General features: G+C 48.0%; 12 protein-coding genes. 7 read left to right on the forward strand and 5 right to left on the reverse strand.

The window, feature by feature from the left end:
* Nucleotides 1–105: 105 nt before the first annotated feature.
* Both H6F74_RS29530 and H6F74_RS30740 read right to left on the reverse strand, forming a co-directional pair.
* Nucleotides 106–4,857, reverse strand: a complete 4,752-nt coding sequence (locus H6F74_RS29530; RefSeq protein WP_199301642.1) for an ATP-binding protein — start codon at nucleotides 4,855–4,857, stop codon at nucleotides 106–108.
* A 386-nt stretch (nucleotides 4,858–5,243) separates the two neighbouring features.
* A complete protein-coding gene (locus H6F74_RS30740) occupies nucleotides 5,244–8,711 on the reverse strand; it encodes a PAS domain-containing protein (protein WP_190445002.1) in 3,468 nt (1,155 codons plus the stop codon).
* Between the two features lie 152 nt (nucleotides 8,712–8,863).
* On the opposite strand from H6F74_RS30740, the gene H6F74_RS25930 reads away from it, so the two are divergent.
* The 3 genes from H6F74_RS25930 to obgE all read left to right on the forward strand — a co-directional run bounded on the left by H6F74_RS25930 (nucleotide 8,864) and on the right by obgE (nucleotide 11,526).
* Entirely contained in the window at nucleotides 8,864–9,550 is a 687-nt protein-coding gene (locus tag H6F74_RS25930) for a ComF family protein (protein WP_190445003.1), read from the forward strand.
* A 203-nt stretch (nucleotides 9,551–9,753) separates the two neighbouring features.
* Nucleotides 9,754–10,440, forward strand: coding sequence for a Mo-dependent nitrogenase C-terminal domain-containing protein (locus H6F74_RS25935; protein WP_190445004.1), 687 nt, complete (start codon nucleotides 9,754–9,756; stop codon nucleotides 10,438–10,440).
* A 72-nt stretch (nucleotides 10,441–10,512) separates the two neighbouring features.
* A complete protein-coding gene (gene obgE / locus H6F74_RS25940) occupies nucleotides 10,513–11,526 on the forward strand; it encodes a GTPase ObgE (RefSeq protein ID WP_190445005.1) in 1,014 nt (337 codons plus the stop codon).
* A gap of 113 nt (nucleotides 11,527–11,639) precedes the next feature.
* Here the strand turns inward: obgE and H6F74_RS25945 are convergent, their stop codons facing one another.
* On the reverse strand, nucleotides 11,640–13,241 hold the full coding sequence (locus H6F74_RS25945; RefSeq protein WP_347269557.1) for a serine hydrolase: 1,602 nt from the start codon (nucleotides 13,239–13,241) through the stop codon (nucleotides 11,640–11,642).
* Between the two features lie 152 nt (nucleotides 13,242–13,393).
* On the reverse strand, nucleotides 13,394–14,203 hold the full coding sequence (locus H6F74_RS25950; protein WP_190445007.1) for an RNA methyltransferase: 810 nt from the start codon (nucleotides 14,201–14,203) through the stop codon (nucleotides 13,394–13,396).
* Nucleotides 14,204–14,310: 107 nt separating this feature from the next.
* On the opposite strand from H6F74_RS25950, the gene H6F74_RS25955 reads away from it, so the two are divergent.
* The 4 genes from H6F74_RS25955 to H6F74_RS25970 all read left to right on the forward strand — a co-directional run bounded on the left by H6F74_RS25955 (nucleotide 14,311) and on the right by H6F74_RS25970 (nucleotide 16,324).
* Nucleotides 14,311–14,454: a DUF2256 domain-containing protein gene (locus tag H6F74_RS25955; RefSeq protein WP_190417764.1), complete on the forward strand. Its 144-nt coding sequence runs from the start codon at nucleotides 14,311–14,313 to the stop codon at nucleotides 14,452–14,454.
* A gap of 196 nt (nucleotides 14,455–14,650) precedes the next feature.
* The gene (locus H6F74_RS25960) at nucleotides 14,651–15,610 is read left to right on the forward strand and encodes an isoaspartyl peptidase/L-asparaginase (RefSeq protein ID WP_190445008.1); all 960 of its coding nucleotides are present in this window, start codon (nucleotides 14,651–14,653) and stop codon (nucleotides 15,608–15,610) included.
* 145 nt (nucleotides 15,611–15,755) lie between these two features.
* Entirely contained in the window at nucleotides 15,756–16,022 is a 267-nt protein-coding gene (locus tag H6F74_RS25965; protein WP_190445009.1) for a type II toxin-antitoxin system ParD family antitoxin, read from the forward strand.
* A complete protein-coding gene (locus H6F74_RS25970; protein WP_190445010.1) occupies nucleotides 16,019–16,324 on the forward strand; it encodes a type II toxin-antitoxin system RelE/ParE family toxin in 306 nt (101 codons plus the stop codon). Before H6F74_RS25965 ends, H6F74_RS25970 begins: the two co-directional genes overlap by 4 nt.
* 61 nt (nucleotides 16,325–16,385) lie before the next feature.
* Here the strand turns inward: H6F74_RS25970 and glmU are convergent, their stop codons facing one another.
* Nucleotides 16,386–17,762: a bifunctional UDP-N-acetylglucosamine diphosphorylase/glucosamine-1-phosphate N-acetyltransferase GlmU gene (glmU, locus tag H6F74_RS25975; RefSeq protein ID WP_190445011.1), complete on the reverse strand. Its 1,377-nt coding sequence runs from the start codon at nucleotides 17,760–17,762 to the stop codon at nucleotides 16,386–16,388.
* Between the last annotated feature and the right edge of the window lie 31 nt (nucleotides 17,763–17,793).

The following is a 17,793-nucleotide window of genomic DNA, read 5'->3' on the forward strand; positions in this document are numbered from 1 at the left end:
ATTTTGGATTTTTCATTTTTTGACAAAACTTGCTACCCCTGCTAGTAACTCGGCTTAAGAGTGTCGCACCTGACGAATCAAGGCATAGCCTTCCAACATCACTAACTAGCATATCTGGCGGCGATTGGTGAAAGTACCAGCACTGCTTTCACCAATGCTGGTGCTTTCAAAATCGCTTCCTCTTGTTCCAGTACGTGTAATTCCCCCTTCCCTTACTTCCTTGGTTTCTTGGAGTGGTAACAGCACAGTAAATGTTGCTCCTTGCCCAACACCGGGACTTTGGGCGGTCACAGTACCGCCATGCAGTTCTACCAAATAGCGGACAATTGCCAAACCGAGTCCCAGTCCGCCATGCGATCGCGTTATTGAACTATCAGCCTGACGGAACAAATCAAAGACATGAGGCAAAAATTCTGCACTAATGCCTACTCCCGTGTCGCTTACCTGAATTTGAGCATACTTAGTTGTTTGTTGCTCTGGTTCATTCTCCACCGACAATCGCACCGTCACGCGATCGCCCCCAGTTGCAAACTTGATGGCATTAGATATCAGATTCGAGAAAACTTGCTGCAATCTGGTGGAATCGCCTTCCACACGTTTGCCAGCCGAGTCGAGTATCGTCTCAATCTCAACTCCTTTTGCCTGCGCCGAGGCGAGCAAAGTATTAAGCGACACCTGAATCACCGTTTTTAGGTCAACAGGGCGACGATCTATTGACAAATTACCCCGAATCATCAGTGACACATCCAACAAATCCTCAATCAGCTGGGTCTGTGCCTTAGCATTGCGCTCAATAGTATCCAGAGCTATATTCGTCTTTGCCTCATTCAACTTGCGAGTCTTGAGCATTTGCGCCCATGCCAGCACCGAGTTGATTGGCGTTCGCAACTCGTGAGAAATAATTGCTAGAAACTCGTCCTTCATGCGACTTGCTTCTTGAGCTTCCTGGTAAAGTCGGGCATTGTCCACTGCCATTGCCGCCCGGTGGGTGAGTTCCGATGCCAAAGCGAGGTCAGCTTCATTGTATTGGCGACCTGATTCGGCAGTTAGAAAGGTAATTGCGCCAAGGGTAGTACCACGAGCAACCAAAGGTAAGCACATATAGGATTTGAAACCCATATTGCAAAATGAGCAAAAGTTTTCATCGCCAGCGATCGCATCGGGCGGCGAGTCGGGAATTTCCGGCACAAGTTCCGCCACACCAGTCTGCATCACCTTTGCCAAACCATGCTGCATTTGTGGGTCACACGGGTAGCGCTTCTCTACTTCCCATGCTTGCTGCACTCGTTCTGAGTCAACGTGCGCGACCTCAAGCAGGCGCAGGGAGCCATCAGCCGATTTTATGTGAACAGTACACCAGTCAGCTAAATGTGGCACTACCAGTTGCACAAGCCGTTGCAGGGTAGCGTGATAATCCAGCGAACAGGTCAGCACCACAGTAGCGTCCGCTAAAAACCGCATTGATGAAAGGATTCGCTTTTGATCGTCAATATCCGTACAAGTTCCAAACCACTTGACAACCCAACCATTGCGATCGCGTATCGGCATCGCCCGAATCAAATGCCAGCGGTAAGTCCCGTCCGATGCCCTCTTAAAGCGACATTCAATTTCGTGAGTCTCGCCTGTATCAACAGCACTCAACCAACGCTCAATATTCTGGTTCCGGTCGTCTGGATGCAGCACTGGCTGCCACTGCCAGCCAAGGCTTTCTTCCAGTGTCATTCCTGTATAGTCAGTCCAGCGCTGGTTGAAGTAATCGACTGCGCCATCCGGGCCTGCTGTCCATACTATCTGCGGCACAGTTTCAGCCATCAGCTGATAACGCTGCTGCTGTTCCTGGGCTTGAACGCGAGCCTCATGTTCAAGGGAGAGCTGGAGCCGTTCTTTCTCAGCTTGCTTGCGGTTGGTGATGTCCTCCACCACATAAGCAAATCTTGGACGCGCCAGCGTTGATACCTCGATTGGGCAGACTGTTGCTGATAGCCACTTCTTATTTCTCCCAATCTTGTGAGGATATTCAAAGCGTACAGGAGCTTGGCTGCGTTGAGCCAACTGGTATTGATGAAACCACAAGCGCAGATATTTCGGTGGTACTCCCAAACTGCTAGCTTTTTGGTTTCGCATTGCCTCTGGTGTTGTCTCAAACAACTTCGAGCTGGTGGGATTATCAGAAATGTGCAAGATATCATCATCCACAAGCTCCACAATCCCCATCATCAGAGGAGCGCTATCGAAGAAGCTGCGGAGAGTAGATTCGCTCTGGCGCAGGGACTCAAGAGCCTGAAGAGCCAGAGTGATGTCTTGAAGGACTGCTATAAAGTAATCAATCGACTTATCAGCACGACGAACGCAGCGAATCGAGATGCTGGTGTGAATGACAGTACCATCTTTGCGGATAAACCGCTTATCAAGCAAATAGCCTTCAGTTTCGCCTGCTAAGACTTTGTTGAACTGATCCAGATCAGACTGCAAATCATCGGGATGAGTTAAATCTTCCCAAGTCACCTCCCTGAGTTCTTGCCGAGAATAGCCTAAAAACTCGCACAATTTATCGTTTACTTCTAGCCAGCCTTTTTCTGGTGAAGTGATGGCGATACCGACTAGAGGAAGTTCAAAGTAACTGCGGAAGCGTTTCTCGCTGGCTCTTAGAGACTCCTCTGCTAAAGAGTGAGAGGCGATTTCTGCTTTCAGCAGTTCGTTAGCTGCTAGTAGTTCGCGGGTTCTTTCGGTGACTCGAATTTCTAATTCATCATTGGCTTTTTGCAGTTCGCGTTTGCGGTTGGCGACTTCGTTTGCTAATACCGCTACATCTCCATCAAGAATTTGCAATTCGCTTTGTAGTACCTCGCGAACCTGTTTAATAGCGATCGCATTGTCCACCCTTGCCTGTAATTCCTCAATTTGGAAGGGTTTCATCAGGTAATCTTGAGCGCCTTCTCGCAACATCTGCACTTTTAGCTTGTCGTCAGCTTTGGCAGTCAGAAGGATAATCGGGATGCCATCCAGTGCAGTAATGGATCTTACTTTCCGCACCATCTGTTCGCCGTTCAGGTGGGGCATCATCACATCTGTGAGGATTAAATCGGGAGAAAGAGCGATCGCTTTCTCCAATCCCTCATGTCCATTTCTGGCAGTAACTACGCGATATTTTCCTGCTAAGGTTTCGGCAATGAACTGGTTCATTTCCGGATTGTCTTCAACTACCAATACCAGTGGGGATTGGGGATTGGGGATTGGGGATTGGAGATTGGGGATTGGGGATTGGGGATTGGGGATTGGGGATTGGGGATTGGGGATTGGGGAAGAGGAAAAAGTTTTATCTTGTCGCCTGTCGGTAGTCTCTAGTCCCTTGTCCCCAGTCCCTTGTCCCTCATCCCCAGTCGCCAGTCCGCAAAACTCACCATCCATTGTGGTAGTTTGGTTTGAATTTTCTGTAGTAACGTTGTCGATAAATTTAGTATTTTCGCCTAACTCTTTTGCCCCAATACTAAGAACCCCATTAGATGCTGTTTTTGGTACGCAGACAGTAAAAATCGCCCCGCCTCCGGGAGCATCGCCAGTTGTAATAGTTCCACCGTGCAGTTCTACAAACTCCTTGACAATGGCGAGTCCCAGTCCTGTGCCGCCAAACAGTTGATTGGAACCTAAATTTCTCTGACGGAATGGCTCGAAAATTACCTCGCGTAGTTCCAACGGCACTCCTAAACCGCTGTCTTGAATGGTAAGGATAAAACAGTCTGTTGGTGTTTTAAGGTTGTTAGGTTGGAATGTTGTTAAGTTGTTAGAACCTGAAAATTTAACCTGACCACTTGACGAGGTGACTACTGATTCCGCCAGAATGCAGCGAATACTGCCACCTAAAGGAGTGAACTTAAAGGCGTTGGAAAGCAGGTTAAAACAGATGCGCTGTAACTTATCAGCGTCTACATTCGCCTGTAGGGATGCGGGTGTCTCCAGCGAAAAAGCTACTTTTCGCTCTTGTGCAAGAATCTCAAAGTATGCCCCTGTCAGCCTTACCAATTGCGCTACGTCAGTTGGAGCGTAGTTGATCTCCATTTTCCCCGCTTCTAGCTTGGAAACGTCGAGCAAATCGTTGACACGCTTGAGCAAGATTTGGGCGTTGCGGTTTACGACTTCTAGGTTGTGACGCTGCTCAATGCTCGTGCTTTGGGAGTCCGCTAATAGCTTCTCGGTTGGGCCTAAAATTAACGTTAGTGGTGTTCGCAAATCGTGGCTGACGTTGGCGAAAAACTGAGTTTTTAGCTGGTCGAGTTCTTTGAGTTTTTGGTAAAGTGTCTCTAGCTCTTGGTTGGCGGTTTCTAGTTGCAGTTTGCGCTCATCTGAGGTTTTGGCGGCTGCAACCAGTGCGATTACTTGAGGAACTAACGGCGGCAGTAATAAGGCTGTAGTTACCGATACGATGGCAGTAATTAATTTAATGCTTCCCGATAGCCAATACATCGGGTGCCACAACGTCCAGATTTCCATAAAATGTGTGGCACCGCAGGCAATGATAAATAATCCAAATGCCAAGAACACTGAATAAAAGGGGATGTCTCGGCGGGCTTTGTAGATTAAATAGCCTAGAGTTCCGGAAATCGAAACATAGGCAAGCCCGATCAGAAAATCTGACGCTACGTGGAGCCATACCAATTGTGGTTTCCACAAGTAACAATGTCCATGTGGGATAAAACCGTTTCCTACCAACAGATTTGTTAAGAGATCGGGCCATAGCGCTAGCACAATCAAAGTACAAATCGATACCGCAACGCCGTAGCCTAGTTCATCCCGATGTATTCGCATATCTTGCTTTTTCGTATCTTCCTCCATTGTGAATCTAAATAAAGGCGATCGCATAGTTATTGCCTTCAGCCTAAACCCTAAAGGTTAAAGGTAAAAGGCATCTAATGCAGCATAAATCTATCTTTAGAGATAGTTACAATTGATAGCAGACTATAGATAAAAACTATTAATTTATATTGCAATGCGGCTAAGAGAGTGTCCCCGAAATGTCAAAAGTTGGTTTTATCCCCGCCAGCATCCCCATAAATTACTTAAGAGCCTGGAAATAAATTCCACAGCGAGAAGCTAAAGTAAGGTAAAGCTTACTAGATAAGCTTTTCAACCCGTTTTAACGGGTTTTAGCTTTGAGCCTTGAACTTTAGTTCAGGGCATAAATCAGTGCAATTCGGCTCCAAGTCCCAATAAATAGGAGTATCTCCACGGTCTAAGCATCTCATCCTCTAAGGCAGAAGCTTGGCGATCGCTTCTACTAATTCGGTAGCATCGACTGGTTTGGCAAGGTGTTGATGGAAACCCGCCGCGATCGCTCGTTTGCTATCTGTCTCGGTGCTATAAGCACTCAGGGCTAGTGCTGGCAACTGCTGTTTTCCCAAACGGCTCCTTACTTGCCGAATCAGGGAATAGCCATCTTCTAGGGGCATTCCGATATCGCTGACAAGGACATTTGGCTGGAATTGTTCCAGTGCTTTTAGAGCCTCTCTTGTCGATGCTACAGCTAGTACCTTGCCGCCGTATTGTGTTATGGCTGTGGTGAGAAATTCACGGGTGTCCGCTTCATCATCCACCACAAGTATCTGCAAACCTTTGAGGGAAACTGGGGATTGGGAATTGGAGATTGGGAAATCCTGCTTGTCCCTAGTCAAGAGTCCCCTTTCTTGGAGTGGTAACTTCACTGTAAATGTAGATCCTAGCCCTTCTCCGGGACTTGTAGCCTTAATGGTGCCACCGTGAAGTTCCACCAGCTGGCGGACAATGGCTAAACCCAACCCTAAACCGGAGTGCGATCGCGTAGTGGTACTATCAGCTTGCCGGAAGCGCTCGAAGATGAAAGGTAGAAATTCTGGGCTAAGACCAATCCCTGTGTCACTTATCTGAATTTGAGCGTAGTAGTTTATTGGTGTTTGAAGGTTGTCCGATGGGATTGTCAAGTTGTTAGAACTTGCTAACCCTGCAACTTGAGAACTTGACAACTCTTCGGTTCCCGTTGTCACGTTTAAACGTGGCAATGTTGTCAAGTTGTTAGAACTTGCCAACCCTGCAACTTGATAGCTTGACAACTCTTCGGTTCCCGTTGTCACATTTAAACGTGGCAATGTTGTCAACTTGTTAGAACTTGCTAACTCTTCCTTAACTACTGACAATTCCACTGTCACGCGACCGCCCTCGCTGGTAAACTTGATGGCATTGGCAAGTAAATTCCAAATAATTTGCTGCAAGCGTTCTGCATCGCCGGAAACAAAGCCAGCAACCGGGCCTATGACCGACTCTAAAATTATCCCTTTCGCTTCGCAGGAAGGCAGAACAGTATTAATACAAGCTTCAATTAGTGGCTTCAGTTCAACAGGGCAGATATTTAGGCGGATTTTCCCTTGCATCAGGCGCGAGACATCCAATATATCCTCAATCAGTTTCACTTGTGATTTGGCATTGCGTTCAATTGTTTCCAGCGCCCGTGACGTTGTTTCTTCGTTAAACTTGCGGCTACGCAGTAGAGTCGCCCAGCCGAGCATGGCGTTTAAAGGTGTCCGCAGTTCGTGGGAAACTACAGCTAGAAACTCATCTTTGATGCGATTTGCTTGTTCTAAGTCTTGTGCCTGTTGTCGCAAGCTTTCCTCTAACAACTTGCGCTCAGTTAAGTCGAGTACAAAGCAGACACAAGTATTTTCAGGTTCCTCTAAAAGGGCGATACCGACCAAAATAGAAATGCGCGAGCCGTCTTTGCAAATATATTCTTTTTCCCAAGAAGTAGAACTTCCAGACGCTTGCAGTTCCAAAATTTTCTCCTCATCTAGTGGAAGATATTCTGGCGGTGTCATGGTATCCCAACGCACTTTCCCTTGATTAAATTCCTCCCGCGTGTAGCCCACCATTTGCAAAAAGGCATCGTTAGCATCAGTAATGTTGCCGCTAAAATCGGCGACAATTACGCCGAGAATATTAGATTCAGCCAAACGCCTAAACCGTGCCTCGCTCTTTACCAGTGCCTCTTGGGAACGCTGGCGCTCAATGGCGATAGCTGCTAAATGAGCTGATATCTCGATTAGTTTCCATTCTTGGGAATTGGGCGATCGCGGCGTGCGATAATACATCCCGAAGGTGCCTAAGACTTCTCCTTGTGTGGCAAATATGGGGAGTGACCAACAAGCCTGGAGTCCGTGAGACAAGGCAACATGGCTGAATCCTGCCCATAGGGGGTCGTTGGCAATGTCGGATACAATCACAGGCTCCCGTCTATAAGCCGAAGTTCCGCAACTTCCAGCGTTTTCACCGATGGGAAGACCATCAGCAATTACCTGTTGATAGCTTTCTGGGAGGCTGGGGGCAGCAGCGAAAAATAGTTTTTTCCCTTCCTTGTCCAGTAGTAGGATAGAACAAAGCGCCCCATCGGATTGTTCTTCAATTAATCTAGTCAAGACATCCAGCACTTGGGAAAGGGGAGCGCCGCTGGCAATCATTTCTAAAACGGTGTTTTGCGCCTTCATCAGCGCTTTGTTGCGTTTGCGATCGCTGATGTCGGAGAAAATAACTACGCCGGCGACAATGGCATCAGTACGCGATCGCACTGGGGAGGAGCTGACGCGCATCGTACCCCGCGTACCGTCGCCACGTAAGACTTCAATATCCTCTTCCATCACCACTTCGCCAGTGCTTATGGAACGCGCCAGAGGCCACTCTTGCGGCTCGTAGGAACGCCCATCCGGATGAAAGCCTTTGTATTCGTGGTACTCCTGAATGTTCGCAGATGTTAAGAAAGGATGCCGCCAAATCCGATCTACCTGGTCGTTGCCCAAAATTAGCTTTCCTGACGGTGCTTCGGCAACTATTGCACCTGCTGGCATTTGTTGCAAAACTGCTTCTAAGAGGGCGCGTTCGGTTTCTAATTGTTCCAGCAGGCGATCACGTTCCATAGTTGCGTGGAAGCGATCGCTTATATCCAAGGTGCAGCCGACTACTCGCACCGCCGCGTGAGAGGCATCTCTGACGATTAGCCCTCTATCCCAAACATACAGGTAGCGATCGCTTTTATGGCAAACCCGATACTCGATAGTAAAACTGCTCTCTAGAGCAAGCGCTTGCTTAATTTCCTCTTGTACTCGCTCTCTATCCTCCGGATGGATGCGCTCTGCCCACCACTCAGGGGTAGCTTCAGCTTCTGGGAGTTGATACCCTAAAACCTCGGTCAGCCCTTTGGTTCTTTCTGCGTAATTTTTAGTAATATCCCAGTCGTAAATAATACCATTAACTGCCTCGGCTGCCAGATGAAAGCGATCGTTTGCATTTCGCAGTTCTACCTCCACCTGCTGCATCTCAACCAGCTGCTGTTGGAGAATGGTATTTGCTGTCTCTAGCTGCACAGCCTTCTCTACTCTGTGTTTCAGGAAACCAACCATCAGCACCAGCGCGGGTGTCGTTAAAGCTAAAACAAGTACGCTGTGTGCGTTGGCATCTGCGTAGTGAAATAGTTCACCGGGTGTAGAAAAGAACCAGAGAGCATAAACTAGCGTAATCGTCGCACTGATCCACCCAGAGGGGAAACTGCCGCTGAATGTAGCATATACTACACTGGTGAGGTAAATTGGAGCTGGGTTGGGAATGGAAAATACAGTCTGGGACAGTAGCTCAATGATAGCGATCGTTACTAAGGTGAGGATGGGGCCACTCTGCTGCGACCAAAAGCTGATGTTCAAGAGATTTCCTCTGAGATGATGGTATTACCTGAGAGTTGTGGCTTGATTTTTAGAAAAGCAATAAATAATTCTTATGTTTAGGTTTAGATTCCTTTATAGATAACCATTTTAAGCCAGGATTAAAAATAGTTGATTAGGTTGGAGTGCTGAAAATGGGGAACAGCCGTCAGATTTTCCAAAGCCTGCTAAATCTTTTTATTGAGTCTAGCTGTCCTCTTTGCCAGCGCCCAACTTCCAAAGAATTTTGTCACGATTGTTACAGACAACTTCAACGCTGCCAATCATCAAATTATGCCCAGTGGGAAGAGGAATTTCCTGTATTTGCCTGGGGAGTTTATGGAGGTGCAATAAAAAGAGCGATCGCTGCCTTAAAATATGAAAACCAACCCCAGATAGCTCGTCCTTTGGGCCATTGGTTAGGTCAAGCTTGGTTAAATTCTCCTGTGTCTTCTCCATCTCTGGTCGTTGTTCCCGTTCCCATGCACGCAGAGAAGCGCAAAAAGCGTGGATATGACCAAGCTTACTTATTAGCACAAAGCTTTTGCGACTTCACCCGCCTCCCCTTACAAAAATGCGGTTTGGAACGCATTCGGGAGACTGAAGCTCAATTTAGCTTATCTGGTACTCAGAGAGAACAAAACTTAGCTGGAGCTTTCAGTTTGGGGAAAGGCTTTAGGCGATCGCGTCCATCTCGCTCTGTACTACTATTGGATGATATTTATACTACCGGGGCGACAGCTAAAGCCGCAAGTGAAACCCTAAAGGGGCAAGGTATTCCAGTATACGGACTGGTAGCGATCGCTACACCAAAAAATTCCCAAAAAACAGTCCACAAGTAGGGTTTTCCTGACAGAAAACCCCCCCGCGTGTGTACGGAAAGCTCGTTAGGATCGAAGAGAGAAACGATCCTAACTCTGCTAAATTCGCCAAAAACGGCAGTTCAGCAAGTAGTTGAGTCTTTTAGATAAACAAGTGCGTCAGAGCCAGAGCTAAAATCGACTTAAAGCGATCGCAAGGTACATTCAACCAAAATTAGAGTTTTATGACAAGCGTGCTTCAATCTCCCTACACTAGCCAGCAAATGACGGCTTGGATACGCGGTTTGCTGACGCTTGCTTGGGCAGACGGCGACTTTGATGCCGAAGAACAAAAATTAATTGCATCGCTGGCTCAAGATGAACTTGCTCTTGCTAGTGATTTCCCATCACTTGAACAAATTACACCCGATGAACTGGCAGCAGCTTTTGGAACAGATGCCCGCGCCGCAGAAAATTTCCTGCGTACTGCTGTAATGGTGGCAGTGGCTGATGGTGTCTATTCCTCCAGCGAGGATCAATTGTTGAGCGAGTTTTGTCAGGCATTGGGACAGCAGCCAAAAGCTCTGTCGGTGCTGCGACAGGCACTGAAATCCAGCCCAGGAGGTCAGATTGACTCTAAACTGGAGACAGGAGCGGCGGCTCGGATCAAAAATCGCGTGGTGCTGCAACCTGTCAGAATTTGGCTTGACGGATTAGAAATTCATGACCAGCGATTAGCCCGATTTTTGTGTAAAATGATTCCCGCTCAGTGTCCGTTCGAGCGAGATGTTAAGCTGTTCGGGCAAAAGATTGTCCACATTCCGCCACTTTGCAAGCTCAATCCTCTCTACGAACAGTTAGTAGGTTTGCGCTTCCGGGCTTTATCCTATCTGGCGGATGATTGTGGAGAAGATGTTTCCACTTACTGTTAATTGCTGATGGCTAATAGCAATGAACAATGAACAATTAGCCATCAGCAATTAGCAACCTTTCAATTAGTAATTATGCAATTTATCGATCAGGCAGAAGTTGAAGTTGAGGCGGGAAAAGGCGGCGATGGAATTGTCGCTTTTCGCCGGGAAAAATATGTGCCAGCTGGCGGGCCATCGGGAGGTAATGGGGGACGCGGCGGCTCGGTGTATCTAGTAGTTCAAGAGAATTTGCAAACGCTGCTGGACTTTAGGTTCAACCATCGTTTTAAGGCAGACGACGGAGAGCGGGGAGGCCCCAATAATCGGACTGGTGCGGCGGGACGCGATCGCGTTATTAATGTCCCTAGCGGCACTATGATTTATGATGCCGAAACGGATGAACTGTTGGCTGATTTGGTCGAGCCAAAGCAAACTTTTTGTATAGCTCAAGGTGGCAAGGGCGGATTGGGAAATCAATATTTCCTGAGCAATCGCAACCGAGCGCCAGAGTACGCTTTAGATGGGCTGCCTGGTGAAAAGCGCCATCTACGTATGGAATTGAAGCTGTTAGCTGAAGTTGGAATTATTGGTTTACCTAATGCGGGTAAGTCTACCCTGATTTCATCGATTTCCGCTGCCAGACCGAAGGTGGCAGATTATCCTTTTACAACTTTGGTGCCGAATTTGGGCGTGGTACGCAAACCCAACGGCGATGGTACTGTGTTTGCCGATATTCCCGGTTTAATTGAAGGCGCTCATACGGGTGTCGGATTAGGTCACGACTTTTTGCGTCACATTGAGCGCACTCGGTTACTGCTGCACATGATTGACGTTACCAGCGACGATCCAATTGAGGCGTATCAAACAATACAGCAGGAGCTAGAGGCTTACGGGCGGGGTTTAACGGAACGTCCGCAAGTTATAGCACTCAATAAAGTGGATGCGTTGGCTCCAGGGGAACGAGATGTAGAAGCGATCGCGCAACAGTTACGTTCTTTGACTGATGCACCCGTCTTTGCTATTTCAGCAGTGGCGCGAATTGGATTAGACCCTTTATTACAGGAAATCTGGCAAACTCTAGATCAGTTAACACTTGTTAGTCAATAGCTAATAGCTAATAGCTAATAGCTAATTGCTAATTGCTAATTGGGGATTAGTAAAAAGTGTTACCCAATCCCCAGTTCCCAATCCCCAGTCCCCAGCCCCCAATCCCCAGTCCCCTAATTAATAAAACTGGTATTATTTCCCGCAGTCACAGGCTTAGGTATGGGAGACACTTCAGTTGCATCAGGGACTGATGGCGGTGCGCTGAAGTATTGATAAGCTGTACGAGAAATCTGACGAATCAACTCCGAGGCTTTGTAATCGTTGTGGGGGCGTTTCACCATCACAGCAGCTATGTAGCGCTTGCCACTTGGCAAATCGATTAAACCAACGTCTGCCAGTAGAGAGCCGATATCCCCGGTCTTGTGGGCGATGGTAGCGCCTTTTCCGAGTCCCTTTGGTAGCAACGAGTTAGTTACTGTGCGCTGCATGATGTCCAACAAGCGATCGCGTGATGGCAAAGACATCAAATTTCCTTGATTAACCATTGCCATCAAATTCGCCAAATCTTTAGGAGTGCTAGTGTTGGTTCCTTCCAAGTCTGGAAGTGGGTTGTGAATTACTGTTGCTGTTAAGCCCCAAGATTGGAAGCGCTGATTGAGCGCCTGAGCGCCCCCCATACGCTGGATTAGCATATTTGTGGCAGTGTTGTCACTGATGATAATCATCTTGGTTGCCACTTCCAGGGCTGTGTACTGCGTCCCTGGCTTTTTGTACTGCAAGTCGCCGCTTCCACCCCCGATCGCATTTTGCTCTAAAGTTAATTTTTCATCCAAACGGATTTTGCCAGCATCGACATCTTGAAAAAAGGCGACCAAAATTGGCACCTTGATCGTGCTGGCGGCGGCGAAAACTTCGCTTCCCGACAAGTCGAGGTAAGCATTCGTCTCCAAATCTACTAAAAATACTCCCGGCTGAAATTTGGGATTTTGCGTTACCAAAGCTTGCACTTTGGCTTTTAACGTTGGGATTTCTTCGCCCACAGCGAGCGCAGTTGGTGGTAAGTTCTGAGTATTCGGTTGTCCTGAAGTTAGTGCTTCGCCGCCAACGGCTGAATTTTGAGCGATCGCAACTTCTGGATTCACAGCGCCTGTTAGTTGGCGCTTGGCTGGGTCCCAGGCTGATAATAAAGTACCAGCGATCGCGCCTACTCCCACCCCCAAAATCAACAGACGGGCAGCGTATACCAGAGGCGATACGGGGCGTTGAGGTCTTGTCCGACGAGTTGACTTATTTACTGGCAGATTGACAGGTAGAGACGCAGAAGGTTTTTTCAAGCGTGTAACATTATTCCTTGGCTCTGAGGAGGCAGCAAAGATTGACTGATTGGCATTTGCTCTTTGGCGCACTCGACCGCTACGCCGACGTGCTTGTTGCCCTCCACGAGTCAAATCTGTACCGCTTTGCGATCGCGCCGACAAGTACGATTTCCGTCTTTCTGTTCTCAAAGCCGTTTTCTGCCCTAAATCCGCCCGTAATTCCTCACTCCCAATTCCAGGTTGACGCTTGTCTTCCACCCTTACCAAGGGTGTACGTCGTGACACTGGACTGCTAGATGCTTCGCGCTGCGTTGGCGATGCAATTTGACTTTTTTCCTTTCGGCGGCGACGTTCGCGGATGGCGGCGCGAACCTTGTCGGGCGTTTGCCCCTTGCCTGTATACTTACTCCCCACTGACACCTCTGGCACAACTGACTGATTTGCAGGCTGCTGAGTCACTCCCAACTCCTCCACCATTATTAGCTGTTAGTTGTTAAAAAGAGCGCCCAACCACTGTACAGGCGACATCGATTTTGGATTTTGGATTTTGGATTTGGAAATTTTCCCAGTCCCCAGTCCCCAGTCCCCAATCCCCTATTCTATGGCGCGTCCTATTGCTTGCGATCGCGCTTTGCTGATTCGGGTAAAAATTGCAGCGCCCAATCCATTTGACTAAAAATCCCTCTAAGCATAGCTACTTCCTCTTTGCTTAAATTACCTCGATTGAAGATGCGGCGAAATTTTTCCATGCGACTTGTCGCAGTGTGGGGATACAGATAACCCATTTTTAGTAACACAGCTTCCATCTGCTGATAATACCCCTCTAAGAGTTCTAAGGGTGCAGTTTCAGTCGGCGTTTCAATATTGTCAGATTGAAAGGTTGTCAAGTTATTAAAATCTGACAACTCAACTTGAAAACTTGACAACTCGCTGATTGCTGACGAATAAAGCTCGTAACAACAAATGCCAACAGCAGCTGCCAGATTTAAAGAAGGATACTCCGGATTGGTGGCAATGCGTACAAATCGTTGAGCATAATTCAATTCCGCATTACTTAACCCCCGATCTTCGGGGCCAAAAATCAAAGCTGATGGCACTGGTGCAATCAACCACGGTAAAGCGGTTCTAGGATTTTCCAGATTAGTTTCTATACTTCGGACGCGGGCAGTGGTAGCGATCGCACGAGTACACCCGGATAATGCTTCTGGCATTGTGGCAACTACCTGGGCTTGTTCCAACACATCTACGGCATGAACTGCCATATGGACAGCTTCTTCACAGAGGCGATCGCATTGGGGATTCACCAGCACCAACTGACGCAGCCCCATATTTTTCATCACGCGAGCCACAGCACCAACATTCCGAGCGCCAGCTGGCTCCACCAACACAATCCGCACCCTCGTTAATGTGGTTTCATCCATGACTTACTTAAGACAACAGTAAAAAGCACATCTATCTCTAGACAGATAGTAGCCATCCTGCCTCAATTGTTACGTAAAATTAAATAGCAATGTATCGTCAACTTAGCATGAAGCGTGTTCGTTCCAAGTCCGACTTACCCACAAAAATTTGCCCGGTATGTCAACGTCCCTTCACTTGGCGCAAAAAATGGGCTGATTGCTGGGATGATGTGAAATACTGTTCGGAGCGCTGTCGCCGCCGCCGCTCATAAAAGGGCTGGGGGCTAGGGGCTGGGGACTAGGGACTAGGGACTAGGGACTAGGGACTAGGGACTAGGGACTAGGCTCTGAGTAAAATTCTTCCCAATCCCCAATCCCCAATCCCCAATTCCCCAATCCCCAATCCCCAATCCCCAATCCCCAATCCCCAATCCTCGCTAAATATCACGCATTACAAAGGTTCAAGGAATGTCAGTTAACCAGGTGCAACCCAAACTTATCATTCACGGCGGTGCCGGAAGCTCTCTCAAGAGTAAAGGGGGAGTTGATGCAGTACGCCAATCTCTATACAAAATCGTAGAGGAAGTTTACTTGTTGCTGATGGCAGGAGCAACTGCCTCAGCCGCAGTTGTCAGCGCTTGCCATATGCTAGAGGACGATCCCCGCTTTAATGCTGGAACAGGTTCCGTACTGCAATCAGACGGGCAAATTCGCATGAGTGCTTCGCTGATGGATGGGGAAAGTCAGCGTTTCAGTGGTGTAATCAATGTCTCGCGGGTACAACATCCGATTGAGTTAGCCCAAGCTTTACAAACTTCTGCGGATCGGGTGCTGTCGGATTTTGGGGCGATGGAACTAATTCGGGAATTGCAAGTTCCAGTCTACAATCCCATGATCGAGATCCGGTTGCAGGAATGGCTTCAGGAACGCGACGAGAACTTTATCAAAGAAGCTGCTGGAGTCATAGCGGAACAAGAGCTGGTTGAGCCAAGCAAGGCAGGAGTTGGAACGATTGGTGTAGTGGCTCTAGATGGACAAGGAAACTTAGCTGCCGGAACTTCGACGGGTGGCAAGGGTTTTGAGCGAATTGGGCGGGTCAGTGACTCAGCGATGCCCGCCGGGAACTACGCCACCCAGAAAGCAGCGATCAGTTGTACGGGTATTGGGGAAGACATCATTGATGAGTGTCTGGCGGCGCGGATTGTGGTACGTGTCACTGATGGTCTATCTCTTGCCCAAGCGTTTGAGCGATCATTTGGCGAAGCTTATAACCACCGCCGAGATTTTGGGGCGATTGGAATTGATGCGACAGGCGCGATCGCTTTTGGCAAAACCAGTGAAGTCCTCCTTTCTGCTTTTCACACTGGCGAAAAGATGGGCGACACTCTGGAATGGACTGGAGACACCCTCACAGGCTTTGTAGCTTAAATTAAGAGTTAGGCGGTTTGGTTATACACCACCATGCCGAAAGCATTGCACTCATATAGGGCAGGCATTCGGCAGGGCTGCCGCCTATCAGGGAGCCTCAAAGTGCGATCGCTTTATCATAGGAAAAACTCCTGTATCAATCGCTATGAGCATTTCATTAAAGCCAGAACAAGAGCAATTCATTCAAGAGCAACTGAAAACTGGGAAGTATCAAACCGTCGATCAGGTTATTATAGAAGCCTTTCGACTGCTGGAAGAACGGGATAAGGATTACGAACAGTGGGTGCAAGAAACTCGTGAGAAAATAGATGCTGCTGCTGCATCTTTAGATCGAGGCGAAGGTCAAGACGGTGAAGAAGTTGTGAACCGTATTTTAGAAAGATTTCGTCAAGTTCGCCAAGATCGAGGATGAGTCGCCATATTATTGCACCTGAAGCCAACCAAGATTTAGACGAAATTAGTAATTATTTTCTGGCTTGCAATTTGGAGGCAGGGGAACGCTGGTTTCAGTCCTTCAATGAAAGGTGTAAACAGTTGGTTCGTTTCCCAGAGATGGGACGTGGCTATCCTCAGATTCGTTCTTACCTGCGCGGACTTCCTTTGGAAGGATTCATTATTTTCTATCGAGTCAAAGATGATGTTATTGAAATCATGCGAGTCGTGAGTGGCAGACGCAATTTAGGCTCTTTATTTGCAGATGCTGAGGACGAATAACATTGACATTCTCGATTTGTGCGTTCCCAGTCTGAGACTGGGAACGCAAAGACGGGTAAAGTTATTCTTCTGGGTTCAAGCGCCAACCGGGTTTAATTACTTGACGCGATCGCGCAATTACCAGAGAATCATCTGGCACATCTTCTGTAACTACGCTCCCAGCAGCAACAGTCACATCTTCTCCCAATGTTAGGGGAGCGACAAGAACGCTGTTTGAACCAGTTTTCGTGCGATCGCCTATGGTTGTGGGATGCTTTTTCACCCCGTCGTAATTTGCCGTAATTGTCCCAGCACCAATGTTAACTTTATTACCCAGTGTGGCATCTCCTAGATAAGATAGGTGAGCGACATTTGTGCGATCGCCCAAAGTGCTATTTTTCAATTCCACAAAATTCCCGACGCGGCAAGATTCCCCAACCTCTACATGACCGCGCAGATGGGCGTAAGGGCCAATGCGGCTGCCATTTTTAACAACGCTGTCTGTCACCACGGAATAAAGCACTGTCACATTTTCCCCAATAGAGCTATTTTCAATCAAGCTACCGGGGCCAATGCGACTACCTGCACCAATTACCGTTTGTCCGCGCAGATGAGTTTGGGGTTCAACGACTACATCGGGAGACAGCTGCACCGTGTCGTCAATCGTAATCGTGTCTGGGTGAATCAGAGTGACACCAGCAGCCATCCAAGAATCTTTCACCCGCTCTTGTAATATTTCGTAAGCCGAAGCCATCTGCTTGCGATCGTTGATGCCGAGAATTTCCTGATAATCCTCAACATCCACAGCCATCACAGGTGCCATGAATTTTACCGCATCTGTGAGATAGTATTCCTGCTGGTCATTGTTCGCCACCAGTTGCGGTAACACCTTTTCCAGTTGCGACCACTTGAAGCAGTAAACACCTGCATTAATCCGACGATTTTGCTTTTGAGCGGGTGTGCAGTCCCGGTCTTCCACAATTTCTTTTACCAGATTTTGACCGTTACAAAAAACCCGCCCGTAGCCTTTAGGATTGGGGAGATGGGCGGTGAGAAGGGTAGCGGCGTTTTGATTTGTTTTATGAGTCTGCAACAGATTTTGGATGGTTTGCGGTCGCAACAGGGGAACATCCCCATTTAAAACCAGCAAATCGTCAGCGAAGCCCTCTAGGTGGGGAAGTAATTGCTGGACGGCGTGGCCTGTACCCAACTGTTCTGTTTGTTCGACAAACTCTAAACTTCCAATTGGGGGCAAATGATCAATAACCCGCGCAAGAGAGTCTTTGACGCGATCGCCCTGATACCCGACAATGACAAGACACCGAGATGGATTGATTTCAGACAGACTATGCAGAACCCGTTCGACGAGCGATCGCCCTCCCAAAGAGTGTAAAACCTTGGGCAGATCCGATTTCATCCGCGTTCCGCGTCCTGCTGCAAGAATTGCTACTGCTACCATGTTTAGCTATCAGCCTTCAGCTACCAGCTAA

Origin of the sequence: Trichocoleus sp. FACHB-90 (genome assembly GCF_014695505.1) — a bacterium.
GTDB classification, from domain to species: Bacteria; Cyanobacteriota; Cyanobacteriia; order Cyanobacteriales; family FACHB-T130; genus Funiculus; species Funiculus sociatus.